Origin of the sequence: Paenibacillus kobensis NBRC 15729 (assembly GCF_004000825.1) — a bacterium.
GTDB classification, from domain to species: domain Bacteria; phylum Bacillota; class Bacilli; order Paenibacillales; family Paenibacillaceae; genus Paenibacillus_T; species Paenibacillus_T kobensis.
The window spans coordinates 1-23332 of the sequence record NZ_BILZ01000022.1 but is presented as its reverse complement, the minus strand read 5'-3'; the positions used below and the strand labels follow the sequence as shown (position 1 = coordinate 23332).

21 protein-coding genes and 2 riboswitches are annotated in these 23332 nt (G+C 52.6%); of the genes, 7 read left to right on the top strand and 14 right to left on the bottom strand.

Going from position 1 to position 23332, the window contains the following annotated elements:
• Positions 1-60: 60 nt before the first annotated feature.
• The 5 genes from PKO01S_RS14240 to PKO01S_RS28800 form a co-directional block, all read right to left on the bottom strand.
• On the bottom strand, positions 61-948 hold the full coding sequence (locus PKO01S_RS14240) for a phosphoribosylaminoimidazolesuccinocarboxamide synthase (protein ID WP_127532020.1): 888 nt from the start codon (positions 946-948) through the stop codon (positions 61-63).
• A 779-nt stretch (positions 949-1727) separates the two neighbouring features.
• The gene (gene purB / locus PKO01S_RS14235; RefSeq protein WP_127532019.1) at positions 1728-3023 is read right to left on the bottom strand and encodes an adenylosuccinate lyase; all 1296 of its coding nucleotides are present in this window, start codon (positions 3021-3023) and stop codon (positions 1728-1730) included.
• 7 nt (positions 3024-3030) lie between these two features.
• A complete protein-coding gene (gene purK / locus PKO01S_RS14230) occupies positions 3031-4215 on the bottom strand; it encodes a 5-(carboxyamino)imidazole ribonucleotide synthase (protein WP_127532018.1) in 1185 nt (394 codons plus the stop codon).
• 18 nt (positions 4216-4233) lie between these two features.
• A complete protein-coding gene (gene purE / locus PKO01S_RS14225) occupies positions 4234-4719 on the bottom strand; it encodes a 5-(carboxyamino)imidazole ribonucleotide mutase (RefSeq protein ID WP_127532017.1) in 486 nt (161 codons plus the stop codon).
• 62 nt (positions 4720-4781) lie between these two features.
• Positions 4782-4919, bottom strand: a complete 138-nt coding sequence (locus PKO01S_RS28800; RefSeq protein ID WP_164779610.1) for a hypothetical protein — start codon at positions 4917-4919, stop codon at positions 4782-4784.
• Positions 4920-4921: 2 nt separating this feature from the next.
• Positions 4922-5023: riboswitch (purine riboswitch) on the bottom strand.
• Positions 5024-5367: 344 nt separating this feature from the next.
• On the opposite strand from PKO01S_RS28800, the gene PKO01S_RS14220 reads away from it, so the two are divergent.
• Together PKO01S_RS14220 and PKO01S_RS14215 are read left to right on the top strand one after the other, a co-directional pair.
• A complete protein-coding gene (locus tag PKO01S_RS14220) occupies positions 5368-6105 on the top strand; it encodes a hypothetical protein (RefSeq protein WP_127532016.1) in 738 nt (245 codons plus the stop codon).
• An 18-nt stretch (positions 6106-6123) separates the two neighbouring features.
• Positions 6124-7401, top strand: a complete 1278-nt coding sequence (locus tag PKO01S_RS14215; RefSeq protein ID WP_127532015.1) for a LysM peptidoglycan-binding domain-containing protein — start codon at positions 6124-6126, stop codon at positions 7399-7401.
• A 76-nt stretch (positions 7402-7477) separates the two neighbouring features.
• Here PKO01S_RS14215 and PKO01S_RS14210 read toward each other — a convergent pair whose 3' ends face one another.
• Positions 7478-8050 (bottom strand): nitroreductase family protein, encoded by a 573-nt coding sequence (locus tag PKO01S_RS14210; RefSeq protein ID WP_127532014.1) that lies wholly within the window; start codon positions 8048-8050, stop codon positions 7478-7480.
• 143 nt (positions 8051-8193) lie between these two features.
• Complete coding sequence (locus PKO01S_RS14205; protein WP_127532013.1) at positions 8194-8622, bottom strand: MarR family winged helix-turn-helix transcriptional regulator; 429 nt, start codon at positions 8620-8622, stop codon at positions 8194-8196.
• A 148-nt stretch (positions 8623-8770) separates the two neighbouring features.
• On the opposite strand from PKO01S_RS14205, the gene PKO01S_RS14200 reads away from it, so the two are divergent.
• Positions 8771-9115, top strand: a complete 345-nt coding sequence (locus PKO01S_RS14200) for a hypothetical protein (protein ID WP_127532012.1) — start codon at positions 8771-8773, stop codon at positions 9113-9115.
• A gap of 81 nt (positions 9116-9196) precedes the next feature.
• Here the strand turns inward: PKO01S_RS14200 and PKO01S_RS14195 are convergent, their stop codons facing one another.
• The 5 genes from PKO01S_RS14195 to guaA form a co-directional block, all read right to left on the bottom strand.
• Complete coding sequence (locus PKO01S_RS14195) at positions 9197-10591, bottom strand: NCS2 family permease (RefSeq protein ID WP_127532011.1); 1395 nt, start codon at positions 10589-10591, stop codon at positions 9197-9199.
• Between the two features lie 139 nt (positions 10592-10730).
• Positions 10731-10831: riboswitch (purine riboswitch) on the bottom strand.
• An 879-nt stretch (positions 10832-11710) separates the two neighbouring features.
• Positions 11711-12358 carry a hypothetical protein gene (locus PKO01S_RS14190; RefSeq protein ID WP_127532010.1) on the bottom strand — a complete coding sequence of 216 codons (648 nt, stop codon included), beginning with the start codon at positions 12356-12358 and terminating at the stop codon, positions 11711-11713.
• A gap of 347 nt (positions 12359-12705) precedes the next feature.
• On the bottom strand, positions 12706-13878 hold the full coding sequence (locus PKO01S_RS14185; RefSeq protein ID WP_127532009.1) for a WD40/YVTN/BNR-like repeat-containing protein: 1173 nt from the start codon (positions 13876-13878) through the stop codon (positions 12706-12708).
• Between the two features lie 39 nt (positions 13879-13917).
• Positions 13918-14313 carry a site-specific integrase gene (locus tag PKO01S_RS14180; protein WP_127532008.1) on the bottom strand — a complete coding sequence of 132 codons (396 nt, stop codon included), beginning with the start codon at positions 14311-14313 and terminating at the stop codon, positions 13918-13920.
• A gap of 158 nt (positions 14314-14471) precedes the next feature.
• Positions 14472-16010: a glutamine-hydrolyzing GMP synthase gene (guaA, locus tag PKO01S_RS14175; RefSeq protein WP_127532007.1), complete on the bottom strand. Its 1539-nt coding sequence runs from the start codon at positions 16008-16010 to the stop codon at positions 14472-14474.
• A 299-nt stretch (positions 16011-16309) separates the two neighbouring features.
• Here guaA and PKO01S_RS14170 point away from each other — a divergent pair, with 299 nt between their 5' ends.
• From PKO01S_RS14170 to PKO01S_RS14155, 4 genes are all read left to right on the top strand, one after another.
• The gene (locus tag PKO01S_RS14170; protein ID WP_127532006.1) at positions 16310-17128 is read left to right on the top strand and encodes a (2Fe-2S)-binding protein; all 819 of its coding nucleotides are present in this window, start codon (positions 16310-16312) and stop codon (positions 17126-17128) included.
• Between the two features lie 140 nt (positions 17129-17268).
• A complete protein-coding gene (locus PKO01S_RS14165) occupies positions 17269-18366 on the top strand; it encodes an endospore germination permease (protein WP_127532005.1) in 1098 nt (365 codons plus the stop codon).
• A complete protein-coding gene (locus tag PKO01S_RS14160) occupies positions 18330-20129 on the top strand; it encodes a spore germination protein (RefSeq protein WP_246070579.1) in 1800 nt (599 codons plus the stop codon). Before PKO01S_RS14165 ends, PKO01S_RS14160 begins: the two co-directional genes overlap by 37 nt.
• Entirely contained in the window at positions 20126-21286 is a 1161-nt protein-coding gene (locus PKO01S_RS14155) for a Ger(x)C family spore germination protein (RefSeq protein ID WP_164779609.1), read from the top strand. The genes PKO01S_RS14160 and PKO01S_RS14155 overlap by 4 nt, the downstream gene beginning before the upstream one ends.
• A 105-nt stretch (positions 21287-21391) precedes the next feature.
• Here the strand turns inward: PKO01S_RS14155 and PKO01S_RS14150 are convergent, their stop codons facing one another.
• Positions 21392-22741 carry an ABC transporter substrate-binding protein gene (locus PKO01S_RS14150; protein ID WP_127532003.1) on the bottom strand — a complete coding sequence of 450 codons (1350 nt, stop codon included), beginning with the start codon at positions 22739-22741 and terminating at the stop codon, positions 21392-21394.
• A 313-nt stretch (positions 22742-23054) separates the two neighbouring features.
• A partial coding sequence (locus PKO01S_RS28795) for a hypothetical protein (RefSeq protein WP_164779608.1) occupies positions 23055-23332 on the bottom strand: 278 nt, incomplete at its 5' end.

Genomic DNA, 23332 nt, shown 5'->3' with positions numbered 1-23332 from the left:
TGATTCCTCCTAAAGAGTGGTTGTCGTTATCTATTCGTTCGGGTGTTAGCCCGGCTGTGCCTAGTTCAGTTCTGCGCCCGTCAGACGACGGTAAATATCGAGGTAACGGCGGGTCGTCTCTTCGACAACCGCTGCCGGAAGCGGATCAGGCTTGCTGTTCTTGTCCCAATCGGAGCCCAAGAGGTACGTCCGTACCGGTTCCTTGTCCATGCTGTCGATCTCGATGTCGAGTTCGAACTTGTCCGTAGCCCAGAAACGGGAAGAGTCCGGCGTGAAAATTTCATCGATCAAAATGACTTTGCCGTCGATCAGTCCGTATTCGAATTTGCAGTCGGCGAGCACGATACCGCGCTCCGCGCAGTAGCTATGCGCATACTCGTACAGCTTGATGCTGCGGTCGCGAAGCTCGGTCGCGAGATCTGCTCCGACGAGCTCTTGCATCTTCGCGAACGGGATGTCCTCGTCATGGCCGACGTCGTTCTTCGCTGCAGGCGTGAAGATCGGCTGCTGGAACCGCTCGTTCTTGCGAAGACCTGCCGGAAGCTCGATGCCGTTGATCGCTTGCGTCTGCTGGTATTGTCTCCATCCGCCGCCAGTGATATAGCCGCGCACGACGCATTCAATGTCGATGCGCTCTGCTTTCTTCGTCACCATAATCCGGTTGCGGAGCAACTCCGGCTCGGTTACGATGTCGCCCAGCTTGTCCACATCGGTATGAACGACGTGGTTCGGCTGAATGTCTGCCGTCTGCTCGAACCAGAATGCTGCCAGACGGTTCAGCACGTTGCCCTTTTCCGGCACGGCTGGGTCCAACACATAGTCGAAAGCGCTGATCCGGTCCGTTACGACGATCAGGAAGTGCTCGCCCAGATCGTACAACTCGCGCACTTTCCCTTTGTACACGAGCGGAGCTTTAATGTACTCGGCTGCCGATGATAATGCTTGCATTTCTTCAACTCCCATTGAGGGGCTACCCACCCAAACCCTCCCTGCAAGGGAGGGCCCCAGAGGACTTCCGTCCTCTGGACTCCGGGAAGGCGCTGTTTAGTTGCTACTGGAGCGTGCCCCGCTTTCCGTCCCTGGGTTTGCTACCCACCCAAACCCTCCCTGCAAGGGAGGGCCCCAAGGATTCCATCCTCTGGACACCGGAAAGCGCTGCTTTGTTACTGTAGAGCGTGCCCCGCTTTCCGTCCCTGACGGGACCCGCTCCCCTTACTTACGTATCTAAATCCGTTACCACTTCCGCACCATTCATTCGCCGCACCCCTGACACTCCGTGCTTACAGCCGCTTGTCGTCCCTTACGGGACCCGCTCTACGCCGTGCTACCTAGCGTGCTCCGAACTGCGCGTCCCTGCGGGACATGCGCGTTCTTCGCAGGAGCGATCATCCCTGCGGGACATATGCTTGCGGGAACCAACTGCTTGTCCTCGTTGCATTTCATACAACGAAAAGCAAGGCTTGAAGTGTGTTCGACGCGTTTCATTGCATTATGTGCAATGAAACGCGGCTTGTTTTCTGCGATTGTGTTCTGTAATGGTGCGTTATGCGGATTTCTCATTGTACAAATTACAACCAAACTCACTTATGTGCCGTCTGATGCAGTTCTTCGTTGTACAAAATACAACGACGAACCTCGTGCGAGCTCCGAACCGCGCGTCCCTGCGGGACATGCGCGTTCTTCGCGAGAGCGGTCGTCCCAGCGGGACGCGCAGCTCTTCGCTTGATTTACACCAGACCCAAACGAGTGAAGATCGTGCTCACGTGCTTCAGGTGCCACGACGGGTTGAATGCGTCGTCGAGGTCTTCGGAAGACAGTACGTTCGTAATTTCCGGCGTTTCGTTGATGATGTCGCGGAACTGGCGCTGCGTCTCCCAAGCTTGCATCGCGCGCGGCTGAACCGTATCGTATGCTTGCTCGCGGCTGAAGCCTTTGTCGATCAGCTTCGTCATGATGCGGCCGGAGAATGGTACGCCATACGTCGACATCATGTTGCGTTTCATATTCTCAGGGAACACCGTCAGGTTCGCGATGATGTTGCCAAGGCGGTTCAGCATGTAGTTAAGCAGCATCGTTGCGTCAGGCAGGATGATGCGTTCAACCGACGAATGGCTGATGTCACGCTCATGCCAGAGCGGAACGTTCTCGTACGCACTCACCATGTGGCCGCGGATCACGCGCGCCAGACCGGAAATGTTCTCGCAGCCGATTGGGTTGCGCTTATGCGGCATTGCGGACGAGCCCTTCTGGCCCTTCGCGAATGGCTCTTCAACTTCACGGAATTCGCTCTTCTGCAAAGCGCGGATTTCCGTTGCGAACTTGTCGAGCGACGTTGCGACGAGCGCCAGCGTCGCCATATATTCAGCGTGGCGGTCGCGTTGGAGCGTTTGCGTCGAGATTGGAGCCGGCTTCGTGCCGAGCTTGCGGCAGACGAACTCTTCTACGAACGGATCGATGTTCGCGTACGTGCCCACTGCGCCGGAGATTTTACCGAATTGAACGCCGTCAGCAGCGCGGTTGAAGCGCTCAAGGTTCCGTTTCATTTCTTCATACCACAGTGCCAGTTTCAGACCGAACGTCGTTGGCTCTGCATGTACGCCGTGCGTACGTCCCATCATCGGCGTATCTTTGTACTTCACCGCTTGTCCGCGAAGAATTTCAACGAAACGCTCAATGTCGGCGCGCAGAATCTCATTCGCCTGGCGGAGCAGGTAACCGTTCGCCGTGTCAACGACGTCCGTGGACGTCAAACCGTAGTGAACCCATTTGCGCTCAGGGCCGACCGTCTCGGATACGGCACGCGTGAACGCGATAACGTCATGGCGCGTTTCAAGCTCGATTTCGTTAATACGGTCGATATCGAAGCTTGCGTTCTTACGAAGTGCTTCTACGTCTTCACGCGGAATGACGCCAAGCTCTACCCAAGCCTCACACGCGCAAAGCTCAACTTCGAGCCATGCTTTGAATTTGTTCTCCTCGGTCCAAATCGCTCTCATCTCTGGTCTGCTGTAACGCTCCAACATCGTACCTTCACACCTTCCAAATGTTTGTAGCTTCTATATAATTCAGCGCCTTGTCCGTATTCTCGGCCAGGACGTTGACATGCCCCATCTTCCGTTTCTTCACTGCATCCTTCTTGCCGTACAAATGCACCTTCGGTGCAACGCCGTATTGCGCTGCCGCTTCATCCGCTAGAGCCATCCGCTCCAGGAGCGGTGCGACATGCTCGCCGAGCACGTTGACCATAACAACCGGCGTCAGCAGCGACGTGTCGCCAAGCGGCAAACCGCAGATCGCGCGCACATGCTGCTCGAACTGCGAAGTCCGGCACGCTTCCATCGTGTAATGGCCGCTGTTGTGCGGACGCGGCGCAAGCTCGTTCACATACAGCCCGTCCTGCTCCGACCAGAACAACTCCACCGCGATAAGTCCGGCTGCGCCAAGACCTTCTGCGATACGGCCGGCAAGCCGTTCCGCCTCGCGCTGCACCTCATCTGGTATACGGGCAGGCACGATCGACAGATGCAAAATATTATCGACATGAATGTTCTCCGCCGCCGGGAACGTCTTCACTTCCCCAGTCGTGCTGCGCGCTGCAATGACGGACAGCTCCTTATCGAAACGGATAAACTTCTCGAGCACCAGCTCCGTCTTAGCGCGAGCGAGCGTCTCATACGCTTCCTCAATCTCGCTCTCGCTGCGAATAACCCACTGGCCTTTGCCGTCGTAGCCGCCTGTCGCCGTCTTCAGTACGCATGGCGTACCGAACTCAGCAACAGCCGAGCGAAGCTCTTCCGCGCTGCCGATCTGACGGTATGGCGCCACCCGGACGCCTGCCGCTTCGATCGCGCGCTTCTCGCGAAGCCGATGCTGCGTCGTGTAAAGCAGTTCACTGCCTTGCGGTACATACGATTCGTCCATGAGCATCGCAGCTACACCAGCGTCAACGTTCTCGAATTCGTACGTGATAACGTCCGCCCGGCGCGCCAATTCACGGGCAGCCTCACGGTCGTCGTATGCGGCAACAATCTGATCCGCCACTTGGCCGCAAGGCGCATCGGGCGTCGGATCGAGTGCGACGAACCGATAGCCCATTGCGCTGCCGGCTTGCGCCATCATGCGGCCAAGCTGGCCGCCTCCCAGAATACCGATCGTGCTGCCTGGCAGCAGCGTCGTCTTTCTCCCTTGCACGGCGTTCGCGCCCCCTTGTCTCATTACCTCTGTCATGCCCGCTTACAGCGTCTCGCTGCTCGCCAGCACCTCTTGTTTGATCCGCTCGCGGCGCGATTCCACGCGCGCACGAAGCTCCGGATCAAACGCTCCAAGCATCTGTGCAGCAAGCAATCCAGCATTCGTGCCTCCAGCGTTGCCGATCGCAACCGTCGCGACCGGAATGCCGCCCGGCATCTGTACGATCGACAGCAGCGAATCTAGCCCGTTCAAGTTCGAAGACTTGACGGGCACCCCGATAACCGGCAGTATCGTCTTCGCCGCCACCATGCCAGGCAAATGAGCTGCGCCGCCAGCGCCGGCAATAATGACTTTCAAGCCGCGCTCTACCGCGCTCTCTGCATATTCGAACATAAGATCCGGTGTCCGATGTGCGGAGACGACCTTCTTCTCGTACTCAATACCAAGCTCTTCGAGTACGTCGCAGGCCAATTTCATCGTATCCCAGTCCGACTTGCTGCCCATAATGACGCCAACTGCTGCAGACATGAATCCAACCACCTTTTATATGAAAATGTCGTCAAGAAAGCAAAAAAAAATCCCAAAAGCTCTTATCCATTATAAGGAAGGCTTCGGGACACGAAGACGGTCAAGAAGAGGAGGCCGCAGCCGTCATCACGACTGAACATCCCGGACAACCTGCCCGGTGACAACCGAAAGCCGCTTCTAGCCAGAAGCAGCCATGTCATGTCATCTCTTCCCATCCGCTCGTAGTCCGAAAATTTATGGTTCCCGGGTAGATACTCTCAGGCCATATTCCCGAGTATATACGAGTGCTTCGGCCGCGCAGAAATCGACATCTGACGGGCCTTCTCTAGTTTATCAATCCGGCAAAAGGTTGTCAACGAGCAAAGACGAACATTAATTCGAATTTCTAATAAAATAGTTCGTGTTTTTCAAAACCTTTAACAGCACTCTCCTTCTTTCGCTTCATTTGCCATCAAATTAACTTTCTGTATGCATATCCCCTTAACAAGCTTCCGCACATATACATAATTTAATGCCGACTCCTGTAGTTTGGCGCCGTTTCATAAATATGATCAATCCATGTGAATCGGAGGATACACATGCCATTCCCAAGCACAGTACGTTCCGCTTAAACAAAATAACGCCATCGTCGTTGATCCCGTTCGCGACGTGTCGCCGGACGAGACCGACATTGTCGGCAGCGCGCAGTTTCCGGCAGCTTATTATGCATTCGACGGCACGAATGTTTATTTCCGCATGCGCTTAAACACCGATCCGAGATTCAAGAACGACCTCCGCAATTTCGCATGGGGCGTCTTGTTCGATACCGACAACAACCCTTCGACTTATGAATGGGAACTCGTCGTCAACGGATTGGACAATGCAGTGCAGCTCATCGCCAATACGGTCAAAATCCCGAACGTCTTCACCGACCAAGCCGAAGGAACGGACGGCAAAGGAAGCCCAAATTTCTCTGCGACGATCTGTAATTTCGACATCGCTCGCGCAATTATGACAGACGACGGATCCGAGCTCGGCGGAAACACCAACTTTTTCTCGACTTTTTTATACCCTCCTCTACGCTCTTCACGCTGCTCGGCATTACCGATAAATCCAGCCTCCGGTTTCTGTTCTTCACCGCTACGAACAATAACAACTTTAACAAAGACTTTATCGGCCCCGGCCAGACGCTTAGAGCCTGCTGGACGAAGAAGAGGAATAGAGCAGCCGAACCTTCCTCATGCGCGCATACGTCTCAATAACAGCGAACGGACCGTCATAGAGCTTCCTGCTCTGACCGGTCCGTTCACTTTTTTGTACAGAATCAAGCAACAGCCGAATAGAGTAGCAATAACGAGTATGAAACGAGCATCGTGTTCGGGCGACCGGGCGGCGGCGCTCTTATGAAGATAGGAGGGAGCAACGATGTTCATTCATGTCGTGCAACAAGGCGATACACTATGGAGATTGGCTCAGCAATTCGGGGTCACGCCTGCATCGATCGCATCAGCGAACGGCATCCCGGTCAACGGCATGCTGGTAATAGGCCAATCGCTCATCATCCCGCTGCAAGCGGATCATCATATCGTCGTACAAGGAGAAAGTCTGTGGTCGATTGCCAACCGGTACGGGACGACGCCTGAGACAATTGCCCAACTGAACGGCATTACATATCCATTCTATATCTATCCCGGCCAGCGGCTGCGGCTGCCGGTGCTGGCCAAACCAACGATCGAAGTGAATGCCTATACCGAGAAATTCGATGAAGCCGGCCAACAGCTTGTTGCCGAGATTGGCACTTTGCTCACTTATATCAGCCCGTTCAGCTATCATGTCGCCATAGACGGCACGCTATCGGGTCCGAATGACGGACCGATCCTGCAGACCGCCCGTGCCCATCGCATTCTGCCGATGATGGTGCTGTCCAACTTCAAGGATGGAACGTTCGACTCCGATATCGCCCACGCCGTGCTGACGAATACAACGGTGCAGAACAGAGTCATCAATACGACCCTCGACACGATGCGGCAAAAAGGTTACCGGGCGCTCAACATCGACTTCGAATACATACCGCAGACCGACCGCGAAGCGTATAACGAGTTTCTGCGGCGGTTGAAAGCGCGGCTTGCCCCTGCCGGTTACCTGCTCTCCACTTGCCTCGCGCCCAAAGCGAGCGCCGAGCAGAAAGGACGGTTGTACGAAGCGCACGATTATCCCGCTCATGGCGAAATCGCTGACTTCGTTATTCTGATGACGTATGAATGGGGCTGGTCTGGCGGACCTCCCCGTGCAGTCGCGCCAATCGACGAAGTGGAGAAGGTCGTCCGTTACGCCCTGTCGGTAATGCCGGCAAACAAAATCATGATGGGCATGCCGCTGTACGGCTACGACTGGACGCTGCCTTATGTGCAGGGGAACAAGTGGGCGCAGACGATCAGCAACCCGGATGCGGTGCGGCTCGCGGCGCGATACGGAGCGGCCATCCAGTTCGACGGACCGAGCCAATCGCCGTTCTTCCGCTATTACGACGATAGCGGAGTACAGCATGAGGTATGGTTCGAGGACGCGCGAAGCGTGCAGGCCAAGTTCAATCTCGTCAAAGCGCTGCATCTGCGCGGCGTAAGTTACTGGGTGCTCGGCACTCCATTCAGACAGAACTGGGTGCTGCTCGGCTCCAACTTTAATGTGGCGAAGCGCGTGTAGTCGTAGTCAGTTTCCGGAAAAAAGAACGGTGGAGCTGACCAGTCGGTCACGCTCCACCGTTCTTGTTCGCGGGGCACTATCCCTCCAGCCACACCGTCTTCGAAGCGGCCGGCTGCCGTTTGCCCGGCAGATCTTTCATATCCGGATATCCGATATAGATCAGTCCGACGAGCGATTCCTTCTCGCCTAGACCGAACGCTTCATGCATGAACGGATGATACATCGGATCTCCGCTGCGCCACACGGCGCCAAGTCCGTGCGAATGCGCGGAGAGCAGCAGGTTCTGCACCGCTGCGTGCGCTGCGGCAAGCTCCTCAATGGCCGTCGCCTTCGGATTGTCAGACGGCGAACATACCGCAGCGATAACAACCGGCGCACGATTGGCCTTCGCCCGTTCTTTGTCGAGCCGCTCTTCCAACTCGCCGGCGCTCAGCCCGCTGACGGCTTCCCCGGCGATTCGCGCATAAGCTTCGCCAAGCGTCCTTCTTCCCTCTCCCGTCATGACAATAAACTTCCATGGCTCGGTGCCGTGATGGTTCGGCGCCCAAGTTGCGTCCTCGATCATTTCCTCTATCAGCGCTTTATCGACCGGGTCCGGCTTAACTTTACCGATGCTCCGTCTTGTGCGGATCGCTTCCTTCAATAACATGACTGCCGACTCCTCTCGAAATGTCGTTCTCCGTACATTCTATACATAACGGTTTCCACAAGTCCATCCCGATACCTAACAAGGGCTGTTCCCCGCGTACGTCGTACAGCGCAAGGAACAGCCCCTATTTCATCTGTTGCAAGTCAAGCCTCGAAATTGGTATCGATTCGTTTCATCCACATCAGCATAAGCGCAACCTCTTCATCCGAGAACTGGTCACGGATTTTCCTTTCGCCTTCCTCCACAATCGCCATGGCCTCCGGTTGAAGCTGCTTGCCTCTCTCTGTCAAATAGATGCGGTTTACTCGAGTATCCGTCTTATCCTGTTCGCGCGTAATAAGACCTTTCTCCTCCAGCCCCTTCAGCAGAAACGTAATCGATGCAGGCTGAATGCCGAGCACTCGAACGATCTGCTTCTGCGTAACGCCCTGTTCTTCCCACAGCATCATTAATACGCCGAGCTGCGAGTTCGTTACACCTAACGACTCCAGCCTCTGATCGAGGAAGTTGCATATGTTGCGGTAATTCCGTTTCAGCCAAAATCCGAGCTTCGATACGAGCAACTGATCCATCCTTCACACTCTCCGCCGATAATCATTTCTTCTATCCTACACTACAATTGGTCCAGCTGGAAGAGGCTATAGTTCCATTCACCTATCGGTTGTCCGCTCCATACGATGAACCATAACTTATAGTGAAAATCCGGGAGGATACGATTCGATGACCTGCATCAACTATGCTCGCCGGCCAATGGAATATGGATACCGTGAGTTGCCCCCTGTCAACCCCGCTATGCTGGAACGATCCGCGCATACATTTCAGCCAATGGTGCAAGATGCTTCGAAAGTCATAGCCAAGTTGACGGAGCACTCCTTCGCCACTACGCTTATGACAGCCGCTCAAGCCGGCCATCAGCAGGAGGTCGACCGAATGATAAAGTCCGCCGCACCCGGCTCCCGCATCCAGACCCGCTATACGCCGAGCGGCGTCGTCATTACGATCGAACCGCCTGATGCCTCCTCGACCTGCTGCAATCTGACGATGACGCTGAAGTGGGGCTCTTAACGTGAGAACAAAAAGAACGAAAGAACACCCCTGCGCCGGTCCGCGCGGGGGTGTTCTGCTGCTCGGAAGCAACCAGGTCGATTAGCCTTGGCTTCCGATATATACATAACGAAGGATGATCAGAATGGCAAGAATCCACATCAGCGGGTGAACCTTGTAGCCGCCGTTCTGGTCGCCTTTCTTCGTCACATTGGCAATGACAGCGAGCAGCACGTACGATACGATGCCGAAAGAGATGCCGTTCGCGATGTTGTACGTAAATGGCATAAGCGCCAGCGTCAGGAACGACGGGATCGCGTACACCATGTCGGAGAAGTCGATATGCTTCACCGACGACATCATCAGCACGCCGACGATGACGAGAGCTGCTGCCGTTGCCGAGCCCGGAACGAGCGCAACGAGCGGCGACAGGAACAGCGCGAGCAGGAAGCAAATACCGGTCGTAACCGACGTCAGACCTGTACGGCCGCCTTGCGCAACGCCTGCGGAGCTTTCGACGTATGCCGTTACCGTACTTGTGCCGAGCACAGCGCCGCCGCCTACCGCTACTGCATCGACGAGCATTGCTTTACCGATACGTTTCTTACCTTCCGCTTCGTCCTTCATCAAGCCTGCACGGCTAGCCGTACCGACGAGAGTGCCGAACGTATCGAACAATTCAACGAACGTGAACGTCAAGACGACCGAGATGAGGCCCGCTTCCATCACACCGTTGAAATCAAAGTTCCAGAAGTTCAGTTGACCGAAGTCAGGCGCCCACGTTTGGCCCGAAAGCGTCTTGTTAACGTCCACTTCACCCATCAGAATTGCGATGATCGTCGTACCGATAATGCCCCACAGAATAGCGCCTGGTACGCGCATAACCATCAGAATCGCAATCAGGAAAATACCGACGATCGTCAGAACGACGCCGTTGTTTTCCAGGCTGCCCAAGTGGAAGACCGTTTCAAAACCAAGCACGTCCGTGAAAATGCCTTTCGGCACATCCGTTACCGTATTCTCAACGGCAACCGTCAGCATGCCGCTATTTTTCAAACCGATAATCGTAATGAACAGACCGATACCGGCTGTAATTGCATGCTTCAGGCTGTCCGGCACGGCCGTAATCAGCATTTGGCGAACCTTCGTCACCGTCAGCACGATGAAGATCAAACCGGAAATAAAGACGGCCGTCAAAGCGATCTCCGGCGTTATTTTACCATTAGAAGTCAATACCGTCGTTGCGAAATATGCGTTAAGACCCATACCCGGTGCAAGCGCAACTGGGAAGTTAACGAACAAGCCCATAGCGACCGTAAAGATACCGCCCGCAAGCGCCGTCGCGAGGAAAATGCTCGTCCAATCCAGTCCTGTTGCAGACAAGATGTTCGGGTTCAGCGCCAAAATATACGCCATGGTCATGAAAGTCGTCAAGCCCGCCATGATTTCTGTCCGCACATTTGTTCCGTGTTCCTTTAGTCGAAAGAAACGTTCCATTTTTTGAATAAGCCTCCCTAAAAAATGTGGTGGAACAAACAAAAAACCTAGGGAAATGGAAGCTCTCGCTTCGTATCTCTCCTAGGTTCCGCAAAAACAGGGAAAACATACACACACGCGCGTCGGACCGGTAGCGCGGTTGTCTTCCCTGTCTTTTCGTAGCCAGATCATTTACGGTGATCTCGTAGAGACTCCCAAGCCAATTCTTGAGATTATACGAAAAGATATTTTGTTTGTCGTTTAATATCCTTAATCATTCTAAGGAGCGACCCGCCGCTTTGTCAATCGTAATTTACGAACAATGAAACGTGAAAAGGCTTTCAACTTTCGGTAATAGCTGGAAAATCCCCGGATATTGATGTCCGCTTGCCCTTTCTCACCGTCCCAGTAGCCGGAATGAGGGGGAGCCGCTTTGTTCGCTCACTGTGCGGCTTCTTAGCTGGCTTTGTTGACATACTGTCCAGCTTCTTAGCTAGCTTTGTTGACACACTTTGCGGCTTTGCAGCTAATTTCATTGCATTTTGTACAGTTAAATTGGCCCGTTTGGTGCGACAATCAAAGGGTTGATTGCATAGCGAATGTGCAGGCATTTGGCGCCACAGAGCGAATATGGCCGGAGAGCGGTACAAAAGGATGCAGAGCGAGGATTTACGAAGGTTTCATTGCATTCTATGCAATGAAAACCACCGCTTAGAGCAGAAAAAGTAGCTCCGTTGTACTTCGTACAATGAGGAGAATCGGGGTATAGGTACCAAATGAGCTTGATTCACCACTTACTGAGCTTTTTTCATTGTATGGAATACAATGAGGCCTTCATACATGGTTCATTCGGTATGTTTTTATTGTATGAAATGCAATGAAGTTCAGCTGTTTTGCGTTAGGTGCCAGCGGTTATGCGATGATGAAGAAATGCCTGCACAAAATGCAGGCGTTTGGCGTCATAGAGCGAGTATGGCCGGAGAGCGGTACAAAAGGATGTAGTTTGTGCATTCGCCATATCAATAAAAACGGGGTTGTCCTAATTGGACAACCCCGTCGTCATCGTACCGCTCGCAGCGTGGCAATCGCGGAATGCTCGCTTTGCTCATACACTGCATACTCTCCGCTTCGCGTTTCGACTTACTTGTCTGCTTCGCGTTCCGCCTTGGCTGCTTCCCGTTCCGCTCTATGCTCTGCTCTACGCTCTGCCTTCGCAGCTTTGCGTTCCGCACTGTGCTCCGCCTTACGTTCCAGCCTAGCCGCTTCGCGTTCTGCGCTCCGTTCAGCCTTAAGCTCCGTTGTCACCGCTTCGCGGCTGTCCCCGTGCTTGCTGTTCATCAATATCACTGCAAAGTCGGCCAGTCTGTCCGCCTGCTTGCCGTATTGCTCCTGCGTCACATTGCCTGCCGACAGCTTCCCGTCCAGTTTCTCCTTGAGCGCCGATTCGACGACCGCTTGGACCGCCGATGCGTCTGCTCCCCGCTCCTTGGCTAGTTCAGCCAAAGACTTGTCTGCCTTCAGCCCCGCGGTCAAATCATCGGCCGACAAGCCAAGCGCGGCTGCCACACGCTCGTCCGAGAAAAGCCGGAAGACGCTGTGCGCCGAGTCGCGATCCTTCTTCCTATGTGCCGATCCATCGGCCCCAGCATCATCGGAGTCGGCCGAAGCTGACAATTGTGAACCGCCGTTTGCGTATACCGCATCATCATTCCGCCAAGCGCCTGCGCTTAATGTCAAAGCTAGAACAAGCGCGCTCGCGGTTAATAATCTTACTCTATTGGTCTTCATGCCAATTCTCCCTTCGCATAGCCGTAATAGATCGGACTAAGAAGCCAGCATGCAATATATGTTTCATTGCGTTAAAGTTCTGCAATCAACTTATCTGCTATCAATATACACGCCCAACCTTAAATCAAGCTTAACATAAAATAAAAAAAATGAAACGCTTTCATTTATCTTTTTTAGGTGTTGATTACGTCATCCTATACGGCAAATAAAAATACTCCCTTCTGCCTGCGGACACCGCAAGCGGAAGGGAGTATTTTTACGATACATGAATAAAAATTGTAACTTGAAGCTTTCGACCATACATATATTAATGTCTAATTTCTTGGCAGAGGCCCATAAGTGCAATCTCAGTCTATAATTGGTTCAAGTTCTTCCCATGATGCCCCTCCATCTACTGTATGGTAAATGTTCGCTGAAGCTCCTGCGGGTCCGACGGATACCCATCCCTCATGGTCTGTAATGAATTGAGAGGATTGTATGATCGAATTTTTAATCCCCGATATTTTTTCAGCATTGATTACCGTTTGCCACTGATCCTCGATGTTATCAATGTGAATGAGATCGAATTTATTATCCACGGCCCAGAGGTGTTCAGTGTCGATAGCAGACAATTGATTTATATTAGGGCTTGGATTAGTGAATCGCTCTATCCAAGTACTCCCGCCATCTTGGGTTGTGAATATCGAATAAAGTTGATTGCCCGTGACTGCAGCTATTCCTTGTTTATCATCGAAAAAGATCGGTGTGTCGACGGTGAAGATGCGTTCTTCTCCAGAATGATCTGTAGCCTCTATAAGAGGTTCGAGTCCCCATGAATTCCCACTATCATGACTGCGATACCAGACAGGGGTCTTAGCAACATGAGTTGTTCCAAGGAATCCTTCTTTCTGATTCTTAAACATGATTTTCCCTTTATTCCCTTCAACTCCAAGCTTTATGTTGGCATCTGATTGGGTTACAATCGGTTTCCACGAATCCCCGCCTGTGTCGGTAAAGTAAATGAGGGAGGTAGAAAAATCAGCTCCACTGTTATCCGTAATATGCATCCAGCCGATCTGATCTGAGATAAAGTACAGATTGTGAAATCCTGCTCCACGTTCTCCAATCGTTTCATTAAAAGAACTTTGAGACCAGTCTACCCCGCCATTGTTTGTATGCCAGATCAGAAGTTGCTTTTCATTGTCATCTTCCCATACCGCCCATGCACTTTGGTCATTGAGAGCGAAGAAAAATACATGTTGTTTCATGCTCCATGGAGTACGATCTTGCAAATGTTGTAACCTGTCTTGTGTATGGTACAAATATTTGTATCCTTGTTCATCACCCGATAATACCCAGCCTTTATCGTTATCATGCATTGAAAACTCAGAAATATGGTGAAGTCCTGCGTTTAATGGTGTGGTACTGGATTCAATTTTCGTTGTATCTGTGACAACACGGTTTTCAATTGAGTCAGATGGTTTTGCAGCACATCCTGATAGGATCAACAACAAAACTAACAAAAACGTAGTGCCTTTCATCATTTCACCTCCAAATAATTAAACACAAGAAAAAGAACCTTAGCGTAGGTTCTTTTTCTTGTGAGATGATACTTCATCATCATTGAATGTGACAATGACCTTCTTCTCTTCCTTGAGATTCCGAACCCTTCGCAATGGATTATCCTGTTCAGCAATAAATTCTTCATTCACTAGGTACTGAAAAAACACCTTCAACGTTGCGATATTATTATTGATTGTTGAGTTCGATTCGCTACCGCTGCTTTGGCGCTCCTTTATATATTTTTTGATATGAAGTTGTGTTACATCCTCAATCTCGGAAATGCCTAATACACTTACCGTATACTGCTCCCACCTGTTCAATCGAAATATACAAAGATCAATGTACTTCTTATCTCGACCTAAAACTTCTTGGTTCAACTTAAAATCCTCAATGAGTTCTCTGATTTTTACCATAAAAAATACTCCCTTCTATTTGCTAAACAACGCAGATAAAAGAGAGTAATTATTGCACTCTATTGTTGCAGGTGTTGTCGGAAATACAATGTAGTTAACACTGAAAACCCTTATGTATCAAGGGCTTTCAGCATTTTTCTACATTGAATCAATCCGTTCTATTCCCACTCGATCGTTGCCGGCGGCTTTGACGTGACGTCGTAGACGATCCGGTTAACGTTGTCGACCTCGTTAACGATACGAACGGAGATTTTCTCGAGCACGTCCCAAGGAATGCGCGCCCAGTCTGCCGTCATGCCGTCGATCGACGTTACGGCGCGGATGCCGACCGTGTACGAGTACGTACGCGCATCCCCCATAACGCCGACGCTCTTCATGCCCGGAAGCGCCGTGAAGTATTGCCAGATCTCGCGATCCAAGCCAGCCTTCGCGATTTCGTCGCGCAGAATCGCATCGGATTCGCGTACGATGTGCAGCTTGTCCTCTGTCACTTCACCAAGAACGCGGATCGCAAGACCCGGGCCCGGGAATGGCTGACGGTTAACGATTACGTCTGGCAGGCCGCATTCCGCGCCAACCTTACGAACCTCGTCCTTGAACAGCGCCTTCAGCGGCTCGACGAGCTGGAATTTCATGTCTTCAGGCAAGCCTCCGACATTGTGGTGCGACTTGATCGTCTGCGCCGTTGCCGTACCGCTCTCAACGATATCCGTATACAGCGTTCCTTGTGCGAGGAAATCAAAATCTCCAAGCTTCGCCGACTCTTCGTCGAATACGTAAATGAACTCGTTGCCGATGATTTTGCGCTTCTGCTCCGGATCGGTTACGCCCTTCAGCTTGCCGAGGAAGCGTTCGCTTGCATCGATTTTGACTACCTTCATATCAAACTTGCCGACGAAAGTCTCCATTACTTCCTCAGCTTCGTTCTTACGCAGCATGCCGTGGTCGATGAACATACACGTCAGTTGATCGCCGACTGCCTTGTGAATCAGCATCGCAACAACCGAAGAATCGACGCCTCCGGACAGGCCGCACAGTACTTTCTTGTCGCCCACTTGCTCGCGGATGTCGCGAATCGTATCTTCAATGAACGTTTCCATGCTCCATGTGCCTTCGCAGCCGCACACGTTGAACAGGAAGTTGCGGATCATTTCGTTGCCGTAGACGGAGTGGCGGACTTCCGGATGGAATTGCACCGCGTGGAAGTTGCGCGACGGGTTGCTCATCGCTGCGATTGGCGCATGCTCCGTGCTGCCCGTTACGGTGAAGCCTGTCGGCGGCTCGACGACGAGGTCGCTGTGACTCATCCATACCGTTTGTTTCGCATCAAGACCGCTCGTCAGCGCGAAGTCGGTTACGAAGTCAACTTCCGCTTTGCCATATTCGCGTTTGCCCGCACGTTGTACTTTGCCCTCAAGCTGGTGCGACATGAGCTGCATGCCGTAGCAAATACCGAAGATCGGTACGCCTAGATCGTACACGCCTGGATCGACCAGCGGCGAGTTCTCCTCATACACGCTTGCTGGACCGCCGGAGAAGACGATGCCCTTCGGATTGATTGCACGAAGCTTCTCGACGGACGTGTTGTAAGGCAGCAGCTCACTGTACACGCCAAGGTCGCGAATGCGCCGTGCGATAAGCTGGTTGTACTGTCCCCCGAAATCAAGGACGACGATAATTTCATTCGGTTTGTTCATGAGATCCTCCTAATGATAGTCGCTAGCTAAATATATCAACGCCTAAGCCGTTGAGATCGCCAATGGACGCACGCCCTCCATCATGAATGTAGTCATTATATATAACCGCATTCCGCCCAGTCAAGAACAAGCCCCGCCCGAACGGCCGTCTCTTGCTGCTACGGCGCCTTAATTTCGCTCAGACTCCCGCGCATGTCATATTGACTTTACAATTGAGAACCTTTATCATTGACAAATACACCAATTGATAATTTTTCTCATTACATATACTAACGACAACATCCAAGGAGCTGATCCGTTTGTTCAAGGCGGAGGAACGCCAATTGATGGAGCAGCAGTTCGGCTTAACTTTTCAGCCGCACCCGTCTCCTATCGCATCCTTCAAGCTTAGCGACCTGTACGACGAACCGCATATGAAGCGGCTCCTCGACGTATATACCCCGCTCATCCAGGGACTAGACCCTACGGTCGGCGGCATGTATTTGACTTCATCCTTTATTTTGTTCAGTGCAGCGCTTCATTATATGGTCGCTATTCATCCGTCTGCGATCGATTTCTCGCCGGAGAGGTTCACGGCCGAGGTTGTGTATATCGAAGGAACCTACTCGTACTACACGGTAAGATTTCGGGTCGACGAGCTTGTAGCGGTCGCCATCGATCCCTCGCGGCGCGAGCAGCAGCGCAACGAACTGTTCGACAGGCTGTACAGCAATACGATCCGCCCGCTCATCGAGCTGCTGTCGGACGTTTCGGGCACGCCGCGCATTCAAATGTGGGGATCGTTCCCCCGCATTACGTATGCTTACGAGCATTTGATCGCCATCGAGCAGGACCCGCAGCGCAAGCAGCAGCTTCAGGACGACTTCCGCTATACGACCGAGGAGATGCCCCCTGACGCGTTCGGAACAAAGCGCAATCCGTATAAGCATACGTACCGGCTGCTGGACAATCCGTACAACCCGGAGCAGCCGTACCGGATGAAGCCGACCTGTTGCAACTATTACTTGACCGAAGGCGGCTACTATTGTTATACCTGCCCCCGCCTCAAACCGATGGAACGGGAAGAGCGGAAACAAAAAATACTTGCAGACCTTGCAGCGAAACAGGCGGACGGCTAAGGCCGGCAGCCTGTTTTTTTGTTCGCTTTGTCAGGCGGTTTGTTTGGCGTCCCCTTCCCCGCGCATAAAATTGGTCGAACCATCCATAATAAACCCGATACTTCAACTACTACGCTTAGCGCGGCACGGGAGACTCGACTATGGCAGCAACCATTCCTCGTAAAATATCGTTCCTGCAAGCAGCCACCATCGTCATGCTCGCTAGCGGACTCGTCAGTCACGTCATCGTGAATCCGATATTGCTGGACGCATCCGGACGCGACGCATGGATAACTATACTCCTGTCGGGGGCGTTCTTTATTCCGTGGTGTTTCTTGCTTGCGCTCGCTATGAGACGAATGGGCCAGCAGAAGCTGCTTCCATGGCTCGCAGAGCAGACGCATCCCGTTCTGGCTTGGCTGCTCGTGCTGCCGGCGCTCGTCTGCCTATACCTCATTGGCGCGATGACCGTTACATACACAACAACATGGACCATCTCTAACTATTTGCCTGCTACGCCGCCGTTCGTGCTAAGCTTCGTCCTTGTCGCAATAAGCGCTTTAAGCGCTATATGGGGCATCCGAGTCATTGCGCTCACTTCCGGCATATTGCTGCCTTTCGTCATTGCGCTCGGCTATTTCGTCAGCATTTCCAACTCGTCCGAGAAAGACTACAGCCTGTTGAAGCCGGTTCTCGAACACGGATGGGACCGGGTATGGGACGGTCTTATTTACTGTTGGGGAGGGTATATTGAATTCACCTTCTTATTCTTGATGCAGCATCATATCAAGACCAAAGTAAAGCCCTGGCAGATCGGCTTGCTCGGCCTCATCATGATCTATATTTCGCTCGGCCCGATCGTCGGGGCTATTACCGAGTTCGGCCCTCATGAGGCGGCCAGGCAAATGACATCGCCTTACGAACAATGGAGACTCGTCAAACTCGGCAATTACGTGGAGCATGTCGACTTCTTCTCGATCTACCAGTGGGAATCGGGAGCTGTCATCCGAACGGCGCTGGCGCTCTTCCTTATCGCCGATTTGCTGCCGATCAAACGCCCGAAGATCCGTCTGATCACAATCGGAACAATCGCAGCCAGCTACATAGCGGTCTCGTTACTGCCTATTAACGAATACAGCTACTACTTGTTTTTGTACCATTGGTACTTCCCAATCTCATTCATCGTACTGCTAGCAGCTTCAGCTGCGTGGATGCTTATTTCTTGGATCATGAAACCGGCAAGGGAGGTGCGGATATGATTGGCTCCGGCAATTCCAATAGCGGTGGCACAGCAATCGGCTCAGGCAGTGAAAGCAGTGCGGGCAACACAACCAACACAATCCATGCAAGCGACACCAACAACGGAAGCAGCTCTAATGAGCAAAACACGGACAAAAGCGTAAGCGACGCCCAAGATTCTGACCAAGCAAGCTTGAATAACAAGGACTCCGATACCCGTCCAACCAATAACAGTCCGCAGAACGGTCAGAATTCTATGTCCGCGAACGATGCATCGGGCCAAGACAAGCCAAGCCAGGACAAGAACGAGTCTAATGTAATTGGACCCGACGGCTATTGGACGGAAGACGATCTGAAGGCCGTGTTCAAGCACTCTCATGACGTGTCGTTCCAGTCGTACCAGTTGAATGAGAATCCTCAATCGCGCGTTATTTTCGCATTGGCAGAAGGGTTAAGCGACAGTTCCATGCTTGCCAGGTTCGTGCTGCCGGGCCTTCTGGCTATGTACGAGAAGGGTATCCTCCAAGACACCCAGGCGAAATGGACGGGAGAACTGCCGATGGTGCCGGTCGACCGGTCCGCCAAGCCCGAAGAACTGGCGGAGACCGTGTTCCGCGGCAGCATGCTCGTGCTCTTGCCAGCCATCAATACGCTGTTCGCTCTTGACGCAGCCGACCCGCCTCGGCGAGTGCCGAACGATTCGAACACCGAAATTTCCATTAAAGGCCCGCGCGACTGCTTCGTCGAAGAAATTATGACCAACATGGCGCTCATTCGCAAAAGGATCAAAAGCGATTCGCTCTGCTACGAATCGTATGTTGTCGGTACACGTACGAAAACGAGGGTTGGGCTTATTTATTTTCAAGACATCCTCTCGCCCAAAGTGTTGGCTGAAGCGCGCAAACGTCTGCAGCAGATCGACATCGACGGACTGTACAGCCTCGGGCAGCTGGAAGAAATCATTTCGGACTATAAATATTCGGTGCTGCCGATGTTCGACTTCTCCGGCCGCCCTGATTACGCGGTCAGCAGTCTTCTAGCGGGAAGGTTCGTTATTATAGTGGACGGCAATCCGATGGTGCTCATCGGACCGGGTACACTGTCGCTGCTGATGAAGTCGCCGGAAGACATCCACTTCAATTTCTTCTATGTCTCGTTCGCAAGAATGATCAGGCTGATCAGCCTGCTGGCAACTTTGCTGCTGCCTGGTATCTGGGTCGCACTCATGGCTTTCCATCAAGACCAGCTTCCGTTCCGAATGATGGCGACTATATCCGTATCCAGACTCGGGCTGCCGCTATCGCCGCAGATGGAATTTTTTATTTTGCTGCTATTGCTTGAAATATTCCGGGAAGCCGGCGTGCGCCTCCCGAATCCGATCGGTCAGACGCTCACCGTCGTAGGCGGGCTCATTATCGGGGATGCTTCGATTCGCGCCGGACTCGTATCGCCGTCCGTCGTCGTCGTCGGCGCGATTACGGCCGTAGCAGGCGTAACGCTCGTCAATCAAACGCTCAGCACCACGATCAGCGTTATACGGCTGTTCATTTTTCTGCTGGGGTGCTTTCTTGGCATGTACGGCGTTATTCTCGGCATTGTCCTGTTCGCTGCGTACATGTCGAGATTACAATCGTTCGGCGTCCCTTATACGTCGCCGTTTTCTCCGATGCGCTTGAAGGAGCTGCTGCCCGCCTTCATTCGGATTCCATGGAAACACATGACGAACCGTCCGAGTCAGGTTCATCCGATCGATCCCGATCATCAGCCGGAGCAAGCACCATGACCATCGGCTTTCGCAAGATCGCTTTCCGTGCTGCTGCAACGGGGTTGCTTGTCTCGTGTCTAACCTTGCTCTCGGGCTGCTGGAACTCGAAGGATATTCAAAACATGGCCTATGTGACGGCCATCGGTCTGGATTACGCGGACGGACATTATACCACTTACGTACAGGTGTTAAATTTTATGAATATTGCGCGGTCAGAGGGCGTTCAAATCGGCAAAAAGGTGCCGATCTGGATCGGCAAAGGAGAGGGCGAGACGATTGTCGGTTCACTGGATGCCCTCTATGCAACCTCACAATTGCGGCTGTTCTGGGGACACGTCAAGACAGTTGTCGTCACCGAGGGGTTAATGCGCCAGGGCCTTGTCGAAGCGTATAACGCGTTGAACCGCTACCGGGAAATCCGGTACAACGTGCTCGTATACGGAACGAAAGAACGAATGACCGATATTTTTACGCAAAAATCGCTGCTGAACATGTCGCCGCTGGACTCGCTCATGTATTCGCCGCAGGATACCTACGCCCAGCATTCATTCATCGCGCCGATTCAAGGACATAAAGCGATCGCGTGGATGAACGAACCTGCTCAACCGCTCATGATACCGTCCCTCTCGATTACGAAGAACGTCTGGAACGAAGACGAGAAGCACGTTCCGATGTTCAAAATATCGGGGGCTTATTTCTTTAACGATAAACGGTTGTCGGGATGGCTGTCCGATAATGAACTGAAAGGAGTCAGATGGGCACAGCACGATCTGGAAAAGGCCTTCATCCAAATACCGGAGAAGGGATCGCCTGTAGCCATGGTGGAGCTTGAAAAGCCAATATACTCGATTCGTCCCGTCACTACGGGTAGCAAAGTGCAATACGACGTGAAGGTAAGGGTTCGCGGCAAGCTGTCGGAGCTTATCAAGGAGGCCAGCATCCAGAAGCTGGAGCAAATGAGCGAGGAGACCATTAAAGAACAGATCCAGGTAACGTATCTCAACGGCCTCCGCGCCAATTGCGATGTATTCAAGCTCCGAGAGCAGCTCTACCGGAACCATCCGCAAACTTGGAAACGGCTAAAAAACCAGCCCTTGGACGAACAATCGCTCCGTCATATACGCGTGAGCGTCTCCATCGTGAACACGGGCAAGTATAAAGGCCGGGCGGGTTGAGGGAATGTGCCTAGAATTGGGATAGCAGGAGGAGTCGTGATACGGAATTCCCGTATGGGGACTCCCCTCGCCTCAATGAGATGGTTGAGCCAAATAATCGTACGATTACTGAGAAGCAGCGCGACTGCTCGCTTCCAGGCTGCCTTGCAATTGAGTCAGCGCTTGATCAACGGTTTCCTCGCCTCTCAATACGGATCCGATCTGTTTCATCATTTCATCCCGCATGGCTACGAACAACTCGGACGGAATCGGCGAAGGATCATACACGCCATAAACGGCCAGTTCCTGATCATAGAACGGAGACAAATCAAGCGAGAGCGCTTTTTCCAGCACACTTACGCGTGCGGGCAAATCGCCAACATTTTGAATGCCTCCGCCTCCGCCATTGCTTGCCTGTTCTTGAATATTCTCATCGCCTGTCAAATACTCGATCAACTTCCACGCTTCCGCCGTGTGGCTCGAGTTCGAATTAATGCCGTACATTTCGCTGATCTGGGAATAAAGCTGCTGGCTTCCAGGCTGATTCGCAATCCCCCACCATGACGAATTGGCCTTGTTCAGCATATAGATCAAGCTGGGATCCCCCAACACGAAGGCTGCCCGCCCGTCAAGAAACGGTTTATACCTCGATTCGTCCGTCACGCCCTGCTCAAGTTTGATTGTGCCGACTTGCTCGTACTCTTCATTACTGATCCCGCCTTGCTTATAAGCATCAATGAAAGACCCCGCCAGCTCTTTCCAGCCATCGGAATTTGCAGTGACCTCCAGCGTCTGCGGCTGAATCAATTGAAGCCCTTCCGACTGCCCCGCATTGTAAATAAGCCAGAACAACTTCTCCTCCGGATCATTCTTGCCAGGGTCCAGAAAAGGAACAATTCCGGATGATTCATTCTTCACTGCATTCGACAGTTGCGTCGTCAGCTTCATCAAGTCGCTCCAGGAAGATGCTTGCTCAGGATAGGGAACATGATAACGGTCAAGCAGCTCCTTATTATAGAACAACGCTTCCGTACGGAACGCTCCCGGCCACGCATACAGTTGTCCTTCGCCGGACTTCCGAATGTTGTTCAGCACCATTGGGGCGATGGCGTCAAGCGCCTTGGAATCGTTGGCGAAGCTGTCCAGCGGCATGACCAAACCGCCATCAATCAAAGGCTTCAGAGCCGCAGTCCCTGCGAAAAATAAGATGTCCAGGCTAAACTGGCTGAAAAGCTGCTCATATTGAATGTTGCCTTCCCTATCTTGCGGCATATCCCCGTAAGGAACGAAATTCAAATTGATTTCTTGCCCGTCAAGAACGAGCTGTTCGCCGTGCTGTTGCGTAAAAAATTCCGGAATAACGCCCGCTATGGTCAGCGTAACCGGTTCATGGCTCTCCCGCTTCGAGCTGCAAGCGGCAGATAGGATGGATAGCCCGATCATGACTGATGAAAGAAGAATGGCTTGTTTTCTCATTTCGAGTCCCTCTCTTCAAACAACGCTTAGCTTCCTCAATGAAACGTTCTTCACCCGACTACAATTACGACTCGTTGCCGAAACACTTGCAGCCATTACTAACGCGCGTTAATTTTTGCAAACATAACGTTCACTCTCTCTGGAACCACCCGCCACCCATTACAATTATTACTATAAATAATACTAATTTCATGCGCAACGCAATAATCCCGCATTCCACGCAAAAAGAACCGCCGTGATGCTAAAATGCTGCATACGGCGGCGTTAATATCCATTTTCACAAAGGAATCGGTGGTTTTATATTCTTTAAGATTTAGCGCGGAATCCAGCCTGAACGGTTTTGTTGGCCCGTTCTATGCCGCCTTTTGATCACCTGACAGACGCCCTTCAGCTGCTCCGGCGCCGGCGGCTGGAATGCTCCGTCTCCGCCAAAGCGGGCCGCCTCGTCCCATTGCAGAAACTGCTCGAACGCGGAACGCTCCGCATCTGTCAGCGGCAGGCCCGCGCCATAGCTGCGCGCGCTCTGCGCCTCCGGGCGCGCGCCGAACCGGCGCTCGACGCGCCGCCAAAGCGCATCCGACGCGGCGAGAT

What these genes read in the sequence shown, in the direction of transcription:
- purK (WP_127532018.1), bottom strand. Translation starts at nt 4,215, where the DNA reads ATGAGACAAGGGGGCGCGAACGCCGTGCAAGGGAGAAAGACGACGCTG.
- PKO01S_RS14205 (WP_127532013.1), bottom strand. Translation starts at nt 8,622, where the DNA reads ATGGATCAGTTGCTCGTATCGAAGCTCGGATTTTGGCTGAAACGGAAT.
- PKO01S_RS14210 (WP_127532014.1), bottom strand. Translation starts at nt 8,050, where the DNA reads ATGTTATTGAAGGAAGCGATCCGCACAAGACGGAGCATCGGTAAAGTT.
- PKO01S_RS14185 (WP_127532009.1), bottom strand. Translation starts at nt 13,878, where the DNA reads ATGAAAGGCACTACGTTTTTGTTAGTTTTGTTGTTGATCCTATCAGGA.
- PKO01S_RS14150 (WP_127532003.1), bottom strand. Translation starts at nt 22,741, where the DNA reads ATGAGAAAACAAGCCATTCTTCTTTCATCAGTCATGATCGGGCTATCC.
- PKO01S_RS14165 (WP_127532005.1), top strand. Translation starts at nt 17,269, where the DNA reads ATGGCAGCAACCATTCCTCGTAAAATATCGTTCCTGCAAGCAGCCACC.
- purE (WP_127532017.1), bottom strand. Translation starts at nt 4,719, where the DNA reads ATGTCTGCAGCAGTTGGCGTCATTATGGGCAGCAAGTCGGACTGGGAT.
- PKO01S_RS14180 (WP_127532008.1), bottom strand. Translation starts at nt 14,313, where the DNA reads ATGGTAAAAATCAGAGAACTCATTGAGGATTTTAAGTTGAACCAAGAA.
- PKO01S_RS14240 (WP_127532020.1), bottom strand. Translation starts at nt 948, where the DNA reads ATGCAAGCATTATCATCGGCAGCCGAGTACATTAAAGCTCCGCTCGTG.
- PKO01S_RS14195 (WP_127532011.1), bottom strand. Translation starts at nt 10,591, where the DNA reads ATGGAACGTTTCTTTCGACTAAAGGAACACGGAACAAATGTGCGGACA.
- PKO01S_RS28800 (WP_164779610.1), bottom strand. Translation starts at nt 4,919, where the DNA reads ATGACATGGCTGCTTCTGGCTAGAAGCGGCTTTCGGTTGTCACCGGGC.
- purB (WP_127532019.1), bottom strand. Translation starts at nt 3,023, where the DNA reads ATGTTGGAGCGTTACAGCAGACCAGAGATGAGAGCGATTTGGACCGAG.
- guaA (WP_127532007.1), bottom strand. Translation starts at nt 16,010, where the DNA reads ATGAACAAACCGAATGAAATTATCGTCGTCCTTGATTTCGGGGGACAG.
- PKO01S_RS14190 (WP_127532010.1), bottom strand. Translation starts at nt 12,358, where the DNA reads ATGAAGACCAATAGAGTAAGATTATTAACCGCGAGCGCGCTTGTTCTA.
- PKO01S_RS14155 (WP_164779609.1), top strand. Translation starts at nt 20,126, where the DNA reads ATGACCATCGGCTTTCGCAAGATCGCTTTCCGTGCTGCTGCAACGGGG.
- PKO01S_RS14215 (WP_127532015.1), top strand. Translation starts at nt 6,124, where the DNA reads ATGTTCATTCATGTCGTGCAACAAGGCGATACACTATGGAGATTGGCT.
- PKO01S_RS14200 (WP_127532012.1), top strand. Translation starts at nt 8,771, where the DNA reads ATGACCTGCATCAACTATGCTCGCCGGCCAATGGAATATGGATACCGT.